The sequence below is a fragment of the Streptomyces sp. NPDC028928 genome, assembly GCF_055564915.1.
Genome location: NZ_JBVHVI010000006.1, coordinates 145,050 through 163,410, shown reverse-complemented (window position 1 = coordinate 163,410; position 18,361 = coordinate 145,050). Strand labels below are relative to the sequence as shown.

15 protein-coding genes are annotated in these 18,361 nt (G+C 74.8%); 11 read left to right on the top strand and 4 right to left on the bottom strand.

Translation table 11 applies throughout. The features are described from left to right. The first annotated feature begins 12 nt into the window (after window positions 1-12). Complete coding sequence (locus ACZ4U1_RS16495; RefSeq protein WP_467903776.1) at window positions 13-1,185, top strand: serine hydrolase domain-containing protein; 1,173 nt, start codon at window positions 13-15, stop codon at window positions 1,183-1,185. Window positions 1,186-1,259: 74 nt separating this feature from the next. Here ACZ4U1_RS16495 and ACZ4U1_RS16490 read toward each other — a convergent pair whose 3' ends face one another. Both ACZ4U1_RS16490 and bdeA read right to left on the bottom strand, forming a co-directional pair. After that, window positions 1,260-4,757 (bottom strand): helix-turn-helix transcriptional regulator, encoded by a 3,498-nt coding sequence (locus ACZ4U1_RS16490; protein ID WP_467903774.1) that lies wholly within the window; start codon window positions 4,755-4,757, stop codon window positions 1,260-1,262. A 234-nt stretch (window positions 4,758-4,991) separates the two neighbouring features. Continuing rightward, the gene (gene bdeA / locus ACZ4U1_RS16485) at window positions 4,992-5,915 is read right to left on the bottom strand and encodes a bis(hydroxyethyl) terephthalate hydrolase (RefSeq protein ID WP_467904188.1); all 924 of its coding nucleotides are present in this window, start codon (window positions 5,913-5,915) and stop codon (window positions 4,992-4,994) included. Window positions 5,916-6,292: 377 nt separating this feature from the next. Between bdeA and ACZ4U1_RS16480 the strand changes: the two genes are divergently transcribed. The 9 genes from ACZ4U1_RS16480 to ACZ4U1_RS16440 all read left to right on the top strand — a co-directional run bounded on the left by ACZ4U1_RS16480 (window position 6,293) and on the right by ACZ4U1_RS16440 (window position 14,973). Continuing rightward, window positions 6,293-6,967, top strand: a complete 675-nt coding sequence (locus ACZ4U1_RS16480; protein ID WP_467903772.1) for an AIM24 family protein — start codon at window positions 6,293-6,295, stop codon at window positions 6,965-6,967. A gap of 163 nt (window positions 6,968-7,130) precedes the next feature. After that, window positions 7,131-8,171, top strand: coding sequence for a tetratricopeptide repeat protein (locus tag ACZ4U1_RS16475; RefSeq protein WP_467903770.1), 1,041 nt, complete (start codon window positions 7,131-7,133; stop codon window positions 8,169-8,171). After that, window positions 8,168-9,193 carry a polyprenyl synthetase family protein gene (locus ACZ4U1_RS16470; RefSeq protein ID WP_467903768.1) on the top strand — a complete coding sequence of 342 codons (1,026 nt, stop codon included), beginning with the start codon at window positions 8,168-8,170 and terminating at the stop codon, window positions 9,191-9,193. Before ACZ4U1_RS16475 ends, ACZ4U1_RS16470 begins: the two co-directional genes overlap by 4 nt. 123 nt (window positions 9,194-9,316) lie before the next feature. Beyond that, on the top strand, window positions 9,317-10,276 hold the full coding sequence (locus ACZ4U1_RS16465) for a threonine/serine dehydratase (protein ID WP_467904187.1): 960 nt from the start codon (window positions 9,317-9,319) through the stop codon (window positions 10,274-10,276). 60 nt (window positions 10,277-10,336) lie between these two features. Continuing rightward, window positions 10,337-11,917 carry a protein kinase domain-containing protein gene (locus tag ACZ4U1_RS16460; RefSeq protein WP_467903766.1) on the top strand — a complete coding sequence of 527 codons (1,581 nt, stop codon included), beginning with the start codon at window positions 10,337-10,339 and terminating at the stop codon, window positions 11,915-11,917. Window positions 11,918-11,967: 50 nt separating this feature from the next. Beyond that, window positions 11,968-12,939: an LLM class F420-dependent oxidoreductase gene (locus ACZ4U1_RS16455; protein ID WP_467903764.1), complete on the top strand. Its 972-nt coding sequence runs from the start codon at window positions 11,968-11,970 to the stop codon at window positions 12,937-12,939. Window positions 12,940-13,195: 256 nt separating this feature from the next. After that, complete coding sequence (locus ACZ4U1_RS16450; RefSeq protein WP_467903762.1) at window positions 13,196-13,624, top strand: SsgA family sporulation/cell division regulator; 429 nt, start codon at window positions 13,196-13,198, stop codon at window positions 13,622-13,624. A 128-nt stretch (window positions 13,625-13,752) separates the two neighbouring features. Then, window positions 13,753-14,376 carry a DUF2238 domain-containing protein gene (locus ACZ4U1_RS16445; protein WP_467904185.1) on the top strand — a complete coding sequence of 208 codons (624 nt, stop codon included), beginning with the start codon at window positions 13,753-13,755 and terminating at the stop codon, window positions 14,374-14,376. A 171-nt stretch (window positions 14,377-14,547) separates the two neighbouring features. Beyond that, window positions 14,548-14,973 carry a VOC family protein gene (locus ACZ4U1_RS16440; protein WP_467903761.1) on the top strand — a complete coding sequence of 142 codons (426 nt, stop codon included), beginning with the start codon at window positions 14,548-14,550 and terminating at the stop codon, window positions 14,971-14,973. Here the strand turns inward: ACZ4U1_RS16440 and ACZ4U1_RS16435 are convergent. After that, entirely contained in the window at window positions 14,970-15,500 is a 531-nt protein-coding gene (locus tag ACZ4U1_RS16435) for a DUF6328 family protein (RefSeq protein WP_467903759.1), read from the bottom strand. The genes ACZ4U1_RS16440 and ACZ4U1_RS16435 overlap by 4 nt on opposite strands. 47 nt (window positions 15,501-15,547) lie before the next feature. Continuing rightward, entirely contained in the window at window positions 15,548-16,531 is a 984-nt protein-coding gene (locus tag ACZ4U1_RS16430; RefSeq protein WP_467903757.1) for an aldo/keto reductase, read from the bottom strand. A 141-nt stretch (window positions 16,532-16,672) separates the two neighbouring features. On the opposite strand from ACZ4U1_RS16430, the gene ACZ4U1_RS16425 reads away from it, so the two are divergent. Then, window positions 16,673-18,349 (top strand): cholesterol oxidase substrate-binding domain-containing protein, encoded by a 1,677-nt coding sequence (locus ACZ4U1_RS16425; protein ID WP_467903755.1) that lies wholly within the window; start codon window positions 16,673-16,675, stop codon window positions 18,347-18,349. Window positions 18,350-18,361: the final 12 nt, after the last annotated feature.

Sequence of the window (18,361 nt, the reverse complement as noted above, 5' to 3'; positions counted from 1 at the left end):
AGTGGGTAGGGGATGGTCTCAGCAACGGTGGGGCGGGGAGCGGTTCTCGGAGCGGTCGCGCTGTCGCTGCTCGCGGTCCCGGCGCGGGCCGCGACCGGGGGGCCGGACAGCCGGGCGGCAGCCGCGCTGCCGGCGCCCGACACCGCGGGGCTGGCCGCGGTGCTGAAGTCGGCGGTCGCGCAGGGCGCGCCGGGGGCGCTGGCCCGGATCGACGACCACGGCCGGACCTACCGGGTCACACACGGTGTCGCCGACCGCGCCACCCAGCGGGCCATCAGCACCGAGGACCGGTTCCGGGTCGGCAGCGTCACCAAGACCTTCTCGGCCGTCGTGCTGCTCCAGCTCGTGGACGAACACCGCCTCTCGCTCGACGCGCCGGTCAACCGGTATCTGCCGGGGCTGCTGCCGGACGACCGGATCACGGTCCGCCATGTACTGAGCCACCGCAGCGGGCTGTACGACTACAGCAACGACATGTTCGCCAGCAGCGTCTCCGGGTTCGAGGCGGTCCGGAAGAAGGTCTTCACCTACCGTCAACTGGTCGCCCTGTCCCTGAAGAAGCCGCGCACCAACGCCCCGGGCGCCGCCTACGCGTACTCCAACACCAACTTCGTCGTCGCCGGGCTGCTCATCGAGAAGCTCACCGGGCAGCCGGTGCGGACCGCGTACCAGAACCGCATCATCAAGCCGCTGAACCTGAACGACACGTTCTACGTGCATCCGGACACCGCGATCCCGGGCCGCTACGCCCGCGGGTACCTGACGCCGGACACGGCGGGCGCCCGGCTGGTCGACGCGACCGCGCAGACCGTCTCCTGGGCGCAGAGCGCGGGCGCGATCATCTCCAGCGCGCGGGACCTCGACGTCTTCTACGGCGCACTGCTGAAGGGCAGGCTGATGTCCTCCGCGCGGCTCAAGGAGATGGAGCGCTTCACCAAGGTGAACAGCACGACGGCGTACGGGCTGGGGCTGCGGCGGCGTGACCTGACCTGCGGGGTGTCGGTGTACGGGCACACGGGGGCGGTGCAGGGGTACTACACGTACGCGTTCAGCACGAAGGACGGGGGCCGGAGCCTCACGGCCGTGGCCAACACCTCGAACAACGGGAAGGTGCTGAACACCCTGGCCGGGGCGCTGGAGTCGGCGTTCTGCGGGAAGCCGGAGGGCAGGGCGGAACAGAAGTAGGGATTCCGGCAGGGGTCCTCGTCCAGCGCGGCCCGGCAGGGCCGGTTCCTGTTCCCGCGGGGCGTCGGCGTCGGTCAGCGACCGGGGTGCGGGCTGCGGTCCCGGGCGGAGGACGGGGCGTGGCCGTACGGCGGGGTTTCCGCCTGCTCCACCAGGCGCACCAGTTCCACCCTCGAACGGACACCGAGGGCGGCGAAGACATTGCGCAGGTGGTAGTCGACGGTGCGGGTGCTGACCGACAGACTCAGGGCCACCTCCCGGTTGGTGAGGCCCTGGGCGACGCCGTGGGCGATCCGCAGCTGCTGCGGGGTCAGCCGGGCCAGTCCGTCCGGCAGGTCGCCGCCGCGGGCCACGGCCCCCGCCGCCCCCGCCGCCGCGCTCACCCCGTTCGCCCTGAGTTCCGCCGCCGCCTGCTGGGCCCACGGCCGGGCGCCGCAGCGCTCGAAGCCGAGCCGGGCGGCTTGCAGATGGGCGCGCGCCTCGCGCAGCCGGCGGCGTCTGCGCAGCCACTTGCCGTAGAGCAGCTCCGTACGGGCCCGTTCGAAGTCGCCGACGGCTTCCTCGTGCCGCCGCAGCGCCTGCCGGTACAGCGGGTCGGCGGTCTCGGGCGGGGCCAGCAGGGCGCGGCAGCGCATCAGCTGGGCGGGGGCCTGGGGGTCGGCGTCGCACGCCGCCCAGCGCGCGAAGTCCTCGACCGCGTCCCGGGCCTGGTCCGGTTGTCCGGCCAGCGCGCACGCCTCCACGTAGCACGGCACGGCGAGCATCCAGACGGCGAAGTGACCGCGTCCCGGTCCGGGGCGCACCAGCGGACCGAGCCGCTCGGCGGCCTCGCGGGGCCGGCCGTGGCCGAGATCGGCGCGGGCGGCCGCCCACTGGGCCAGGGCGGCTGCCTGGGCCAGTCCGTGCCGGCGGGCGGTGGCCAGCGCGGCCGTCACATGCTCCGCCACGGTGTCGGCGCCACCCTCGATCGACGCGGCCAGGGCCAGCACGGCGTGGTGGTGGGCGGCCGTGTTGCTCTGCCCCGTGCGGTGGGCGCTGCGCAGTCCCTCCTCGGCGTGCGTACGGGCCAGCGCGTGCCGGCCGGCCCGCAGTTCGCCGTAGGCGAGGTACTCCAGGGCCTGTGCCTCGTGCACGGCGGACCTGCTCGTACGGGCCACCGCGAGCGCCCGCGCACCGGCCCGCCGGGCGGCACCGACGTCGCCGATCAGCAGAGCCGCGGAGGCCGCCCGCAGGAACCACCGCGGGTCGTCCACCGGGTACGCGGAACGCTCACAGGGGCCTGCCGGGCCCGGTGGCTCAGCGGGAGGTGCCGCGCACGGAGGCCGTTCGGCGCCGTCCGCCGGGTACGGCAGGTGTGCGCTCTCCGCCGCCGTCCACGCGCCGTCCACGACCCGCCGCAAGGGTGCGGCCGCCTGGTCGAAGCGGCCGTGCAGGACGGCCCGCATCCCCGCACGGTGGTCGCGCAGGACGGCGGAGGGCGCGCCGGCGCCGGTCGACGCGGCCACCGTCCGCGGGCCGGCAGACGCGGGCGCAGGCACAGGCGGGGCCGCGGGTGGCCGGGCCGCGTGGGTAGGGTCGGCCGTGTGCCCGTCACGGTGACCGTCGGAGCGGTGGCGGGCCCCGGCCGGATCCTCCGTCAGCGCCCGCAGGCACGCGGTGTGGTCACCCGCCGACCAAGCGGCGTCCGCGGCGGCCAGGGCGGCCTCGGCGGACCGCTCGGGATCGTGCGGCGCGAACAACGCCGCGGCGAGCAGCAGGGTCTCGCAGGCGTCGGTGACCGGGCCGTCCCCGCGCAGCACCGTCCCGCGCAGCAGCTCCGCACGCGCGCGTTCCGCCGTGGGCGCGGGACGGCTGCGGGCCGTGTCGAGCAGGTGCAGCGCCCGGGCCGACTGCCCCGCCAGCAGCGCCTGTTCGGCGGCGGCCGTGTACCACTGGGTCTGCCGGGCGCCGTCCGTCGTGAGTTCGGCGGCACGCGCGTGAGCGGTGCAGCGCAGCGCGGGCGGGGCCGCCGACGACGGGTCGGCCGCCGCGGCCGCGAGACCGGCCGCGAGTGACGGGGCAGGGCCCGGGACGGCGAGGGCGCGGTGGAGCAGCGCCAGGAGGCCGCATTCGTCGGGCAGCGCGCGGGCCAGCGCGTCGTGGGCGGCGCGGCGCCGGTCGGCCGAGGCGGCGGCGTACACCGTGCGGCACAGCAACGCACTGCGGAAGCCGAGCCGGCCGTCCTCCTCGGCGAGCAGCTCGGGCTGCGCGGCACCACCCGGGACACGCGGGCCCCGGAACGTGCCGAGCCCCTCGGCCCGGCGAACCTCGGAACCCCCCGAAGGCCCACCCTCGGAAGCCTCCAGCAGCTCAGCCCAGGTCCCGGAGCACGCCGAAGACCCACTCCCGCAAGCCTTCAGCCGCTCCACCCGAGCCCCGCAGCACGCCGACGCCCCATCCCCACAAGGCTCCAACAGCTCCGCCCGGCACACCGAGCACACCAAAGCCCCCCACCCACAAGCCTCCGGCCGCTCCACCCGAGCCCCGCAGCACGCCGACGCCCCATCCCCACAAGGCTCCAGCGGCTCCGCCCGGCGTGCGGAGCACCCCGGTGGCCGGCCCTCGGGCGTGCCCGGCCGCTGTGTCCGTCGGGCGAGGTGGTCCGCGGGGCGGTCCTCGGTCGTGATCGGTTCCTGGGGTCCGGCCGGGCGCGTGCCGGCTGAACGCGCCCCCAGGCGCGCGGCGGCGCGGTGGACGACGTCGGCGTCGGCGGTCTGCTCCCCCGCCACCCGGACGGCTGCCGCGGTCACGAGCAGCAGGTCCCGCTGCCCGGGAGACAGGCCGGCGAGGTGGCCGCCGGCCAGCGCGGTGAGGGTGTCGGCGTCGGCGAGGCGCCGCGGCAGGGGCGCGTGACCGCGCAGTTGAGCCGGTGTCAGCCGGTCGAGCAGGTGCCGCAGCAGTCCGGGGTTGCCCTCGGCCACGGCCACGATCTCCTCGCGCACCCGCGGATCGAGGGCGCCGTGCGCCGCGTCGTCCAGCAGCGATGCCGCGTCCGCCGGGGTGAGGGGGTCGAGGCGCATCAGCGGCAGTCCGGTGAACGCCCGGTCGACGGGCCGGTGTCCGGGGACCGTGAGCAGGAGGGCGAGGCGGCCACCGTCGCCGAGGCTGCCCCCGTGGCCGAGGCGGGCGGCGAGCCGGCCGAGGGCGGCCCGGGAGGCGGCGTCCCAGAGGTGGGCGTCGTCCACGCAGAGCAGGAGGGTCCAGGGCGCGGCCGTGGCCGCCAGGGCATCGGCGAGTTCCCGCACGGGCCCGGCGGCGCACGCGTCGGGCACCCCGGCCGCGCGGCACAACGCGCGGAGCCCGGTCAGCGGCCGCCGGACCCGGGCGGGCCGGGCGGGCACGGTGACGACGGGCCCCCCGGTGAAGGCGTGGGCGGCGAAGGTGAGGAAAGCCGAGCGTCCGCCGCCGGGTTCGCCCGTCACGACGCACACCCCGCCGCGGCTCAGCCGGTCCAGCAGCGCCGCCGTCACCTGACCTTGCGGACCCGGCCGGTACCGCGGTGCGGAAGGCCCCGGGCTCGTCTGGTCGTTCATTCCCGCAACCTTACTGACGCGTCAGTAAGCGCGGAAGCCGTACGTCCGGACTCCCCGGCGGGTGGACAGCCGTACCACCTGCGCATTCCGAGACACCGGCAGCGCAGGACTTGTAGCGCGGCACAACGCGCACGCGATCGCGCGGTGCACCGGCACACCGCCGGCGGCGACCACCGCCAGGGTGGCCACCGCCGGGTCACGGACGGGACGGCCGGGGTACGGCCGGACGCGCCGTCAGGAGGTGTGGGGGCAGTTGCCCCGGTACTCCTCGATGGTCAGGCTCGGTTGCGGCACCGGGCACAGGAACTGCTCGTAGCGGGTGTCGTTGTCGATGAACCGCTTCAGCCACGAGATGCTGTACTTCGCGATGGTCGTGTTCGAGGTGTTGGGCGTGAAGTGGGTGGCGCCGTTCAGCTCCAGGTACGCCCGGTCGGCAGAGCTGGGCAGCGAGGTGTAGAACGGCTGGGCGTGGGTGGCGACCGGGGCGATCGTGTCGCCGTCGGCGCCGAAGATCAGGGTGGGGGTCGTGACCTCCGGCCAGGTCTTGTCGAGGTTCCACGGTGTGAGCGGGATCGCCGCCTGGAGCGAGGGACGTGTCTTCGCGGCCTCCAGGCTGCCGCCGCCACCCATCGAGTGACCCATCACGCCGAGGCGGGTGGAGTCGATCCGACCGCGGACGGAGCTGCTCCGGGTGAGGTAGTCCAGGGCGGCGAGCAGCTGGTCCCCGCGGGAGTCGGGCTGGTCGAGCGTAGTGAGCGTGTCAATGGTGAACACCACGAAGCCCTGGGACGCCAGACGCGGGCCGAGCCAGGAGATGGAGGACTGGGTACCGGTGTAGCCGGGTGAGACGGCCACGGCTCCGAAGGTGCCGTCGGCGGTGCTGGCCGGATAGTAGATGGTGCCTCCGCCGAACCCGGTGACGGCGAGCCGGGAGACGGTCGTCTCCGAGACGGCGTAGGGGCCGCGCAGGGCCTCGATGCTGGATACGGTCGGCGCCGGACCGCGTTCGTAGGGGTTGTCCGCGCCATGGGCCGCCGGCCCGCCGAGGGTGGTCAGGCCGATGACGGCGGTGACCGTCGCGGCGAGGGCCGCGAGGCGGCCGGTACGACGGCGGGAGCGGGCCGGGCGGGGACCGGGGACCGGTGTCGTGGTGCTGATGTGCGGGTGCTGCACGACGAGTCGTCCTCTCTGTCATGGCGGCCCGTCCGGATCCGGGCGGCACGCGCGGGCGTGCCGGGCCGAAGGGCGCCACCGTGGGGCTGGCGGTGCCACTGTCGGCGCTGCGGGGCCGCGGCCGGACCGGCAATGTCACCGGTCTCGTGGAGCCGCCCGCGACCGGACCGGACGCGTCGCACCGGCCGCCGGCGCCGCGGGAGTTGGCGCACCGGTGCAGGCCGCACGGGCGGTGCGGGCGGTGCCGGCGGGACCGGGTACGGCACGCGGCTCGTGGCTCGCGGCTCGCGGCTCGCCGGTGGCCGAACCGATACGTTGCGCGATCTTGGCGGAATGCCTTCGTCCGGGACACCATGCCCGGCATGAAGGGTGATCTCTTTTCCAGTCAGCACGTGGTGCAGCCGGCCGTGGAGCCGGGGATGTCCGTCGAGAACGCCAAGTGCATCAAGTACGCGGTGAACGGCGAGATGTACGCCCGGCAGGGCGCGATGGTCGCCTACCGCGGCAGCCTCAAGTTCGAGCGCAAGGGGCAGGGCGTCGGCGGCATGCTCAAGCGTGCGGTCACCGGTGAGGGACTGCCCCTCATGGCGGTGCGCGGGCAGGGCGAGGCCTGGTTCGCGCACGAGGCGCAGAACTGCTTCATCGTGGAGGTCGAGGCCGGTGACCAGTTCACCGTCAACGGCCGCAACGTGCTGTGTTTCGACGCCTCGCTGTCGTACGACATCAAGACGGTGAAGGGCTCCGGTATCGCCGGTGGCGGCCTGTTCAACAGCGTCTTCAGCGGGCAGGGCCGGCTCGGTCTGGTCTGCGACGGCAACCCGCTGGTCATCCCGGTGTCCGCGCAGGCTCCGGTGTACGTCGACACGGACGCGGTGGTCGGCTGGACGGCGCACCTGGAGACCTCGCTGCACCGCTCGCAGTCCATCGGCTCGATGCTGCGCGGCGGTTCGGGCGAGGCCGTGCAGCTGATGCTGCAGGGCGAGGGGTATGTGGTGGTGCGCCCGAGCGAGCTGACGCCCCAGAAGGAACAGCACTGAACCTTCACAGGTGATCCGTGCCGGCCGGGCAACCCCGGCCGCCGTACCCGCGTCTTGATCGACAACAGACCGAGCCCCGGCCCCTCGGGCCGGGGCATCTTTCCGAGACGCTATACACGATATGTATACGCTCCGTGTATACGCAGTGTGTAGAAGGGTACGCATGTACGGCAAGGCTTTCGCCCCGGAGTACCAGGGCGCCCTGACCACCCTGTCCGTGAACTCCTCGCTGGTCGACGTGCTGGCCGAGGCCGGCGAGCGGCTGCGCGAGGCCGAGCGGGCCGGCCACCCCGGTGAGGCGGCGCGCTGCGGGCTCGCCGTCGCCGAGGCACACCGGCGGCTCGGCCATGTCGAGGACGCAGACCGGGCCTGGAAGGCGAGCTACCGCGCCGCCCGCGAGGCCGGCGACACCGCCGCCATGGCCTGGGCGCTGTGGAGCGGGGGCACCCTGGCCCGGCAGCGCGGGGCGTTCCCGCTGGCCTGGCGGCTGCTGGGACTCGCGGCCGAACTCGGCGAACGCGGCGGGGACGTCGTCGTCCGCGGCTACTCGCTGGCCGGCCTCGCCGAGACCGGCCGGATCCAGGGCGACTACGCGGCGGTCGGCCGGCTGCACGAGCAGCTGCTGGCCGAGGCCCGCAAGCGGGGCGAGGCCCGGCACACGGTGTGGGCCCTGGAGGGCATCGCCCAGATGCACCGCAACACCGGGGACTACGAGAGGGCGTACGCCCTGTTCGCGGAGGCGGCGGAGATAGCCGGCCGGGCCGACGACCGGCGCGGGCACGCCTGGGCGCTGCGCGGGCTCGCCGACATCCTCTCGGTGCGCGACGGCGCCACCGAGCGGGCGCTGGAGCTGCTGGCCGAGGCGGAGACCACCTGCCGGGAGATGAACCTCTCCAGCGCGCTCGCCTACAACCACAAGATGCAGGGCAACGTCCTGTACCGCGCGGGCCGTTACGCCGAGGCCCGCGACCGCTACGAGCTGGCGCTGACCGAGTTCCGGACGATGAGCGAACCGCGCGGCGCGGCGCTCTCCCGGCTGGGCCTCGCCAAGTCCCTCGCCCGGCTCGGCCGCGACCGCGCCGAGACCGCCGCCGAACTCGCCGACCTGGCCCGGACCCTGGAGCGCAGCGGGCTGCGGCACGCACGGGAGATGGTGGCCCGGGCCCAGCGGGAGTTCGCCCTCGACGCGGAGGCCGTACGGTGACGGCGCCCGTCTCGCCGGTGCGGGAGTCCGCCCGGCACGTCCTCGCCCGGTGCCGGGAACTGGTCCGGCCGGAGCTGCGGGCGGCGGTGGGGCGGCTGCACCCCTGGACGGCCGAGATGGCCGCGTACTCCTTCGGCTGGTGTGAGGTCGGCGGGGCGCCGGCCGGCGCGCCGGGCGGCAAGGGTGTACGGCAGGCCCTCGCGGTCCTCGGCGCCGAGGCGGCGGGCGCCGACGCCCGGGCCGGGATTCCGGCGGCGGTCGCCGTGGAGCTGGTGCACGCCTTCTCGCTGCTGCACGACGACATCATGGACGGCGACGCGGCCCGGCGCGGCCGCCCCGCCGTCTGGCGGGCGTACGGTACGGGTCCGGCCGTGCTGGCCGGGGACGCCCTGTTCGCGCTGGCGGTGGACACCCTCGCCGCCGCGTCCGAGGGACCCGGCGCCGTGCGGCTGCTCTCAGCGGCCCTGGCCGACCTGGTGCGCGGGCAGGCCGACGACCTGCTGTTCGCCACCCGGCCCTGGACCGGCCCGGAACGGGTGACGCCCGAGGAGTACCGCGCGATGGCGGAGGGCAAGACCGGCGCTCTGCTGGGCTGTGCCGCCGCGCTCGGCGCCACGCTCGGCGGGGCGCCCCGGGAGACGGCCGCCGCGCTGGACCGGGCCGGACGGCATCTCGGGATCGCCTTCCAGCTGGTGGACGACGTGCTCGGCATCTGGGGCGATCCGGCCGTCACCGGCAAGCCGGTGGGCGGTGACCTACGGGAGCGGAAGAAGACGTTCCCGGTGCTGGCGGCGCTCGGCTCCCCGGCGGCCCGGCGGCTGCCCGCGCTGCTCGGCTCCGCCGAGCACGCCGAGGAGGCCGCCGCGCTGATCGAGGCGGCGGGGGGCCGTACGGCGGCCCTGGCCGAGGCCCGGGTCCACACGGCCGCCGCGCGGGACCTGCTCACCACCGCTCCCCTGGCCGCCGGGCCGGCCGAGGAACTGACCGGGCTGCTGGAGCTCCTGGCGGGGCGCGCCCGGTAGCCGTGCTCCCGCCGTGCACCCGCCGTACTCCGGAACGGCGTTGACCGCCGGCCTCCCGGCGGGTCAAGGTGCGTGCGGCGCGGTTCCCGACCCGCGCCGGAAGGGTGGAGCACCGTGACCGACATCAGCGATGTCCCGGACATCGAAACCGCCGCACAGCGGATCGCCGGACACGTCGTACGGACGCCGACGGTACCGAGCCCCGGCCTGAGTGCGCTGCTCGGCGTCCCGGTCACCGTCAAGCTCGAACTGCTCCAGCGCACCGGCTCGTTCAAGGCCCGCGGGGCCACGGCGAAGCTGCTGTCGCTGAGCGAGGCCGAGCGGGCGGCGGGCGTGGTGGCGGTCAGCGGCGGCAACCACGGGATCGCGCTGGCGGTGATGGCCGCGGCCCTCGACGTGAAGGCGACCGTGGTCATGCCGCGCACCGCGCCCGCGCGCTCCATCGCGCTCGCCGAGGACGCCGGGGCGTCGGTGCGGCTGACCGACGGCATGGACAGCGCCTTCCGGCTGGTGAACCGGTTGCGGGACGAGGGGCTGACGCTGGTCCACCCCTTCGACGACCCGGTGGTGATCGCCGGCCAGGGCACGGTGGGGCTGGAACTGGCCGAGGACGCCGGGGAGCTGACGGACGTCGTCGTCAGCGTGGGCGGCGGCGGTCTGATCGCCGGTGTCGCGGCGGCCCTGCGCGCCCGCCGCCCGGGGGTGCGCGTGTGGGGTGTGGAGACCGAGGGCGCGGAGGCGATGTCCGGCGCGCTGAAGGCCGGCGGCCCGGTTCCGGTGCCGCTGTCCTCCCTGGTCACCACGTTGAGCGCGCCCTCGGTCTCGCAGCTGACGTACGACCGGGTGTCGGCGCTCGTGGAGGAGGTCCTGGTGGTCCCGGACCGGGACGCGGTGCAGGGCTGTCTCGATCTCGCCGAGCACGCCAAGGTGTGGGCCGAGCCGGCCGCGGGCTGTCTGCTGCCGGCGGCGCGGCAGGTGATCGAGCGGGCCGGTGACGGCGTCCGGCTCGGGCTCGTGGTGTGCGGAGGCAACACGACGCCCCGGGAACTCACCGGCTGGGCCGACCGCTTCGGGATTCTTTGAACGCACCCACGCGCGCCCCGCGTACCTCTGGGAAAGACGAGGCAGGGGTTTCAGCGAGGGATGACCATGGTCGAGGCGCACGTCTCCGCACACGAGTGGGTCGCCGGGCGGTACCGGCTCCTGGAGGTCTTCGCCCGCGAGACGAACCGCCTGTGGTGGTACGCCGAGGACGTGACGGCGCAGCAGCCCCGCCTGGTGGCGCAGACCGCCCTGCCGGAGCCCGCCGCCGAGGACACCGGGCGCCGCGTCACCGCCCGGGTCGTGCGCACCTCCGAGACCATGCGGCTGCTGCGCCCGGGCCAGGTCGCCGCGGTCGTCGACGCCGTCGTGGAGGCGGGCACGCTGTGGACGGTCACCGAGTGGGTCGACGGCACACCCCTCGGCGAACTCCTCGCCCAGGAGGGCTCCTTGCACCCGGTGCGGGCGGCCCGGCTCGGCCTGGAGCTGCTGGACGTGCTGCAGGCGGCGCACGACGAGGGCATCACGCACGGCGAGCTGAGCCCCGGGCAGGTCTTCGTGCGGGACGGCGGCCCGGTCGTCGTCACCGGCTTCGGCCTGGCGGGCGCGACCCTGGTCCCGCGGCTCACCGCACCGTCGTACGCCTCCCCGGAGCAGGCCCGCGACGAGCGCATCGGACCGGCCGCCGACCTGTGGGCGCTGGGCGCGCTGCTCTACACGATGGTCGAGGGCCGGCCGCCGTTCCGGGACCGCGGCCGGCCGGAGACCACGCTGAAGGCGGTGGACCGGCTGCCGCTGCGCACCCCGCTGCGCACGGGACCGCTCACCCAGGCCGTGCAGGGGCTGCTGCGCAAGGACCCGCGGGAGCGGCTGACCCGGCCGGTGGTCCGGGAGGCGCTGACCCGGGCACTGACCGAGGAGACGGACGCGGAGCGCCGGCCGGCCCCCGCGCCCCGGCTGCGCGGGGCGTACACGGGTGTGCGCCTGGCCGGGCCGCTGCGCGGCAGGCGGCTCCTGGCCGCCGGGGCCACGCTGGCCCTGGTCACGGTGGCCGTGGCGGTGCTGGCCGCGACCGGCGCGCTGACCGGCACGGACACGACCGCGGCGCCGCCCCGGGCCACCGCCCCGGCCACGCCCGCCGACCGGCCCACCGACGGCGCCACCCGGCCCACCTCCACCCCGGCCGGCACGCCGACCGCCCCGCCCTCCCCCACCCTGCCGGCCGGCTACCGCCGCTACAGCGCGCCCGAGGGGTTCTCGGTGGCGCTGCCCGACGGCTGGAAGCGGCTGACCACCTCCCGGGTGTCCGACCTCGCCTACCGCGTCACCTTCGGCCGGGACCGCGACTCGCCCACCCTCGCCGTCACCTACAGCGAGCGCGTCGGCCCCGACCCGGTCGCCGTCTGGCGGGACGACGTCGAGCCCGGGCTGGCGCGGCTGCCCGGCTACCACCGGGTCGGCGCCGTCCGGGCCACCACCTACCAGGGCCGCAGGGCCGCCGACCTGGAGTGGCTCGCCGGCTCCGGGGACGCGCGCACCCACACCTTCGGGCGGGGCTTCCTGCTGGGCGGCACACGAGGCTTCTCCCTGCGCTTCACCACCGCGGCCACGGCCTGGGACGACGCGGCCAACCGGCTGGCGCTGACGACGTTCCTGCGCACGTTCCGCGCGCCCGGGGAGTGAGCCGCTCCCGTGGTCCGTTTTCCGGCCGCCGAGCCGGGGACTCGCCTTTTATGGTGCAAATCGGATACACGATGATGACCGAGCAGACGGGTCCCCGGGACCTGGTGGATCACGTGGTGCGGGCCGAGGACGTCGGTTTCGACTTCTCGGTGATCTCCGACCACTACTTCCCCTGGCTGCGCTCGCAGGGCCACTCCTCGTACGCGTGGAGCGTGCTGGGCGCCGCCGCCCAGGCCACCTCGCGGATCCCCCTGATGACCTACGTCACCTGCCCCATCCTGCGCTACCACCCGGCGATCGTGGCGCAGAAGGCCGCGACCGTGCAGCTGCTGTCCCAGGGCCGCTTCCGGCTCGGCCTCGGTGCCGGCGAGAACCTCAACGAGCATGTCGTGGGCGGCGGCTGGCCGCCGGTGGACGTACGTCACGAGATGCTCGAAGAGGCCGTGCAGATCATCCGCGCGCTGTTCGAGGGCGGCCATGTCACCCATCACGGGCAGCACTACGACGTGGAGTCGGCCCGGCTGTGGGACCTGCCGGACCAGGCGCCGCCGATCGGCATCGCCGTCTCCGGCGACCAGTCCTGCAAGCTCGCCGGGCACCTCGCCGACCTGGTGATCGCCACCGAGCCGAAGGCGGGCCTGCTGGAGGCCTTCGACCGGCACGGCGGCAGCGGCAAGCCCCGGGTGGGCCAGCTGCCGGTGTCCTACGACCCCGACCGGGACACGGCGATCAAGCGCGCCCACTCCCAGTTCCGCTGGTTCGGGCTGGGCTGGAAGGTGAACGCCGAACTGCCGCACCCCGACTCCTTCGAGGCCGCGACCCAGTTCGTCACCGAGGACGACGTCGCCTCCGCCATCCCGTGCGGTGACGACCCGGACGCCTTCGTGGAGGCCGTACGGCCCTACGCGGAGGCCGGGTTCGGGGAGGTCGCCCTGGTGCAGATCGGCGGCGACGCACAGCCGGAGTTCCTGGACTGGTCGGCGAAGACCCTGCTGCCCGCACTGCGGGAGGCCTTCGCCTGACAATGCTCGCTCTGTCCGGCCTGGTGGCGCGCGACGCCCGCGAGTTCGGTGTGTACGCGCGCACCGGCGGCTGGGCCTTCGCGCTGAGGGTGGCGCGCAGCGTGCGGCCCCGCGGTTCTCGCCGGCCGACGAGAGCCGCCCCACCGACCGGATCGGGGACCGGGGGGAGTCAGGGGAATCAGTCTCACGGGTGAGCATCCCGGGCGCTGCGGGGGTACTAGAGGGCCCTACGCCGATTGTTGCCGGAGGCCCCCGCGTGAACTCGTTCGTGCACAAGACCCTGGTGGTGCAGCTACTCGCCCACGGCACCGGCCGGTGTCCGGTGCTGGCCCATCTCAGCTACGACGCCGACGACCCGTTCGCCGTCACGGCCGTCTTCACCCACGACGGCCGGGTGCTGGCCTGCTGGCGGCTGGACCGGCAGATGCTCTGCGACGGCCTGGACCGGCCGGTCGGCGTCGGTGACGTGCGGATGCGGCCGCAGGACGCCGGGCTGTGGCAGGAGCTGCGCCTGGAGTTCCTCGGGGACGCCCGGCCGGACGGCGGCCGGCACCACGCGGTGGTGCTCGCCTGGGCACCCGCGGTCGCCGCGTTCCTGCGCGAGACCCACCACATCGTGCCGCCGGGGCGGGAACGCCTCCCGGTGGACGAGCTGCTGGCGGAGATCCTCTCCACGGCTGAGTAGCCGTACTCATGCCCGCCGGCCGGGCCGGGCACCACGATGGGGCTCCTACGACACCCCCGAGGCCGTCCTCAGGCAAGGAGCCCCCCGTGACCGCAGTGCACCCCGCCCCGCTCCGCGCGCCGCGCCGTGTGCCGCCCGCCCTCTTCGCCGGTGTGGTGGCCGTGGGGCTGGCCGTGTCGGCGTGGGGCGCACGCGACCGCACCACCTGGTTCCTGGAGACGGTGTGGGCGCTGGTGGGCCTGCCCCTGGTGGTACTGGCCTGGCGGCGCTTCCCGCTGACGGGGCTGCTGTGCGGGCTGCTGACCGCGCACGCACTGGTCCTCGCGCTCGGCGGGCACTACACCTACGCCGAGGTCCCGGCGGGCGACTGGGTGCGCGACACGTTCGGCCTGGACCGCAATCCGTACGACCGCTTCGGGCACCTGGTGCAGGGCTTCGTCCCGGCCGTGCTGGTCCGCGAACTGCTGAGCCGTACCTCCCCGTTGCGCGGCAGCCGCTGGCTGGCGCCGCTCACGGTGTGCGCCTGCCTGGCCTTCAGCGCCTGCTTCGAGTTGCTGGAGTGGCTGGCGGCGGAGACCGGCGGGCACGGCGCGGACGCGTTCCTCGCCACCCAGGGCGATGTGTGGGACACCCAGTGGGACATGTTCTGCGCCCTGATCGGAGCGGTGCTGTCGCTGCTGCTGCTCAGCCGGGTGCACGACCGCCGGCTGCGCGCGCTGACGGGCGTTGCCCCGGCCCGCGATGATCAGTAAAGTCACCCGGGTGACTGCCGGGTCGGCCATGGGCCACACACGAGTGAGGTTCCCGGCCTCGGCGTGAGCGCGAGGCGGGCGAGAGGCCCGCCGCCGTCTCCGAGTTCCAGCCCCGGCGCCCGCGAAGGCGCCTCTTCCCGCGGACCTCACGAACCGGAGACACACCCTCCCATGCAGACCACCCCGCAGCACGCACCGCAGCACGCCCCGACCGCCGCGGTCCGGCTCGACCACACCGCCGTCCTCGCGCGGGACCGGCGACTGTCGGCGGAGTTCCTCGCCGCCGTCCTGGGCCTGACGGTCGGCGCCCCGTTCGGCCCGTTCCTGCCCGTCGACCTCGGCAACGGCGTGACGCTCGACTTCTACGAGCAGCGCGAGGAGCCGGTCCAGTCGCAGCACTACGCGTTCCTCGTGCCCGAGGAGAGCTTCGACGGCGTGATCGCCCGGCTGGAGGCGCTCGACGTCACCTACTACGCCGACCCGCACCTGACCGAGCCCGGCCGGATCAACCGCCTCTTCGGGGGCCGCGGTGCCTACTTCACCGACCCCTCCGGGCACAACATGGAGGTCATGACCCGGCCCTACGTCCGCCCCTAGCCGGGCGACCGCGGCAGCCGCGGGTGCCCGGCCTGGTCGTCCGACCGGGAGGAGTACCTGCGGCGGGCCCACAGGGGCAGGCCGTACCAGCCCAGCAGGTACCAGGCGACGACGGCCGCCACCAGGTAGGGCACATAGCCGTCGTGCGTGGCCACCCGGAGGATCAGCAGCAGCGACGACGTCATCGTGGCGAGCAGCAGGGCCAGGCCGACCAGGGTCATCCGGGAGGCCAGCCGCACCGCCTGCGGCTTGACCCGGCGGCCGGAGACCAGGCGGTGCAGGGAGACCGGGCCGATGAGGGCGCCCGTCGCGCAGGCGCCGAGGACCACGGTGACGATGTAGATGGCCTGGTCCGTGGGGGTGAGCTGCTCGTACTTCGGCTGGAAGACCACGGTCAGCAGGAAGCCGAACAGGATCTGCACGCCCGTCTGGGCCACCCGGACCTCCTGGATGAGTTCGCCCCACATCCGGTCGGCCCGCTCCTCCTCGGTCTCGTTGCGCCCCCTGCGCCGTCCGTCCGCCGTCATGCGGTGCGTGTAACCGCCCGCCCCTTCGTTCAAACGGTCCGCGGCGCCTACCAGCGGGACTCGACCTGGTCCTTGATCCGCCGCTCGTACAGCTCGCGGATCGCGGTGAACGTCTCCCGCGGCAGCGGCGGCAGCTTGGCCGCGGCGGCGTTGGCGCGGGCCTGCTCCGGGTGGCGGGCGCCGGGGATCACCGTGGTCACGCCGTCCTGCTCGATGATCCAGCGCAGCGCCAGCTGGGCCGGGGTGTATCCCTCGGGGGCGAGCGCGGCGAACTCGGCGGCGGCCTCGACCCCGGTCTCGTAGTCGACGCCGGAGAAGGTCTCGCCCTGGTCGAAGGCCTCGCCGTGCCGGTTGAAGGCGCGGTGGTCGTCGGCCGCGAACACGGTGTCCCTGGTGTACTTGCCGGACAGCAGTCCGGAGGCGAGCGGCACGCGCGCGATGATGCCGACACCGGCCTCGCGGGCGGCGGGCAGCACCTCGTGCAGGGGCTTCATCCGGAACGGGTTGAGGATGATCTGCACGCTCGCCACGTTCGGCCGGGCGATCGCGGTGAGCGCCTGCGCGCAGGTCTCCACGCTCACCCCGTACGCGGCGACGCGCTCCTCCTCGACCAGGGTGTCCAGCGCGTCGAACACCGCGTCCGAGGAGTAGACGGGGGTGGGCGGGCAGTGCAGCTGCACCAGGTCGATCCGGTCGACGCCGAGGTTGCGGCGCGAGCGGTCGTTCCAGGCGCGGAAGTTGTCCAGGACGTAGGTCTCGGGGATCTGCTCCATCCGGCGGCCCATCTTGGTGGCCACGAGCACGTGCAGATCGGGCCGGCCGCGCAGGAACGAGGCGATGGTCGCCTCGCTGCGCCCGTCGCCGTACACGTCGGCGGTGTCGAAGAAGGTGACCCCGGCCTCGGCCGCCGCCTCCAGGACGGACAGGGCCTCCTTGTCGTCCACGTCGCCCCAGTCGGCGCCCAGCTGCCATGTGCCGAGGCCGACCACCGACGCCCACTGACCCGACCTGCCGATGACGCGTTCGTCCATGGCGTCAGTCTGCCATCCGGTACGGCGTCCCGCGGAGCGGACGGCTCCGCCCGCCGATATCACCCGAACGAGTGAGACGCGGCGACGGGCGGCTGACGTGGCGCGGGCGGCCCTTAGCGTGACCGCGTGAAAGATCGTTCAGTGAACCGCCGTGCTCTGCTGCGCACCGCCGCCGCGCTGGCCGCCGTACCGGTGCCGGTCGCGGCCGACCCGGCGGCGGCCGCGGCCGAACTGCCCGGATTCCCGGACCGGGTGACGCTCTACCGCACCGCCTACCGCAACTGGGTGGGCGAGATCACCGCCCAGGGGCTGTGGGCCTGTGCGCCGACCGGCCCGGAGCAGCTGCTCGCCGTGGTGAACTGGGCGTGGCGCCACGGCTGGCGGGTGCGCGCCCGGGGCTGCTCGCACGGCTGGTCCCCGCTCACGGTCACCGAGGGCACGTCCGCCGCCGACCGGGTCCTGCTCGTCGACACCACACGCCATCTGACGGGCCTGGCGCTGGAGTCCGCCACGGCGGTCCGCGCCGGCGCCGGGGCCACCCTGGAGGCCCTGCTCACCTTCCTGGAGGGACACGGGCTGGGGCTCACCGCGACGCCCGCGCCCGGCGATCTGAGTCTGGGCGGCGCCCTGGCGATCGACGCGCACGGCACCGCCGTACCGGCCGACGGCGAACGTCCGCCGCCCGGCGGCTACGGCTCGCTGAGCAACCGGGTGCTGGAGCTGACGGCGGTGGTGTGGGACGCGGACAGCGGTGCCTATGTGCTGCGGACGTTCCGCCGGGACGAGCCGGACTGCGCCGCACTGCTGACCCATCTGGGCCGGGCCTTCGTCACCGAGGCGGTGCTGCGGGTGGGCCCGGACAGCACCCTGCGCTGTGTCAGCCGTACGGACGTTCCGGCCCGCGAGCTGTTCGCGGCCCCCGGCTCCGGCGGGCGCACCCTGGAGTCCTTCCTGCGCCGCTCGGGGCGGGTGGAGGCGATCTGGTTCGCGTTCACCGAGTTCCCCTGGCTGAAGGAGTGGAGCGTGGCCCCGGTCCGGCCGGCCGGCTCCCGGCACGTCACCGCGCCGTACAACTACCCCTTCTCCGACAGCGTCCCGGAGCCGGTCGCCGATCTGGTGGGGCGGCTCGTCGCCGGCGCCGCCTGGTATCTGGCGCCGGTGCTCGGCGCCGCGCAGCTGCAGGTGGCCCGCCTCGGGCTCGCCGCGACGGCGTCGGCCGACCTGTGGGGGCCGTCGAAGAACACACTGCTGTACCTGCGGCCGACGACGCTGCGGGTGAAGGCGAACGGGTACGCGGTGCTCACCTCGCGGGCCGGGGTGCAGCGGGTGGTGCACGAGTTCACCGCGTACTACCGCCGGCGGCTCGCCGCCTACGCCGCACGCGGCCGTTTCCCGGTGAACGGCTCGGTGGAGATCCGGGTGACGGGCCTGGACGACCCCGCCGCCACCGGGGTCCCGGGCGCGCGGACACCGCTGCTGTCCGCGCTGCGGCCCAGCGCGGAGCACCCCGAGTGGGACACCGCGGTCTGGCTGGACGTGCTGACCCTGCCGGGCACGCCGTACGCCGAGGCCTTCCTCAGCGAGCTGGAGGACTTCCTGCTCGGCAGGTACGACGGCGGGTACGCCCTGGCCCGCGTGGAGTGGTCCAAGGGCTGGGCGTACACCGCCGACGCGGCCTGGAGCGACGAGCGGGTGCTCGGCACGGTCGTACCGGGTTCGTTCGGCGGGCGGGTGTGGGAGCGGGCGGTCACCGCTCTGGACCGGCTCGACCCGCACCGGGTGTTCGGCAACGCCTTCCTGGACCGGCTGCTGCGCTGACGCGGCGGGCCC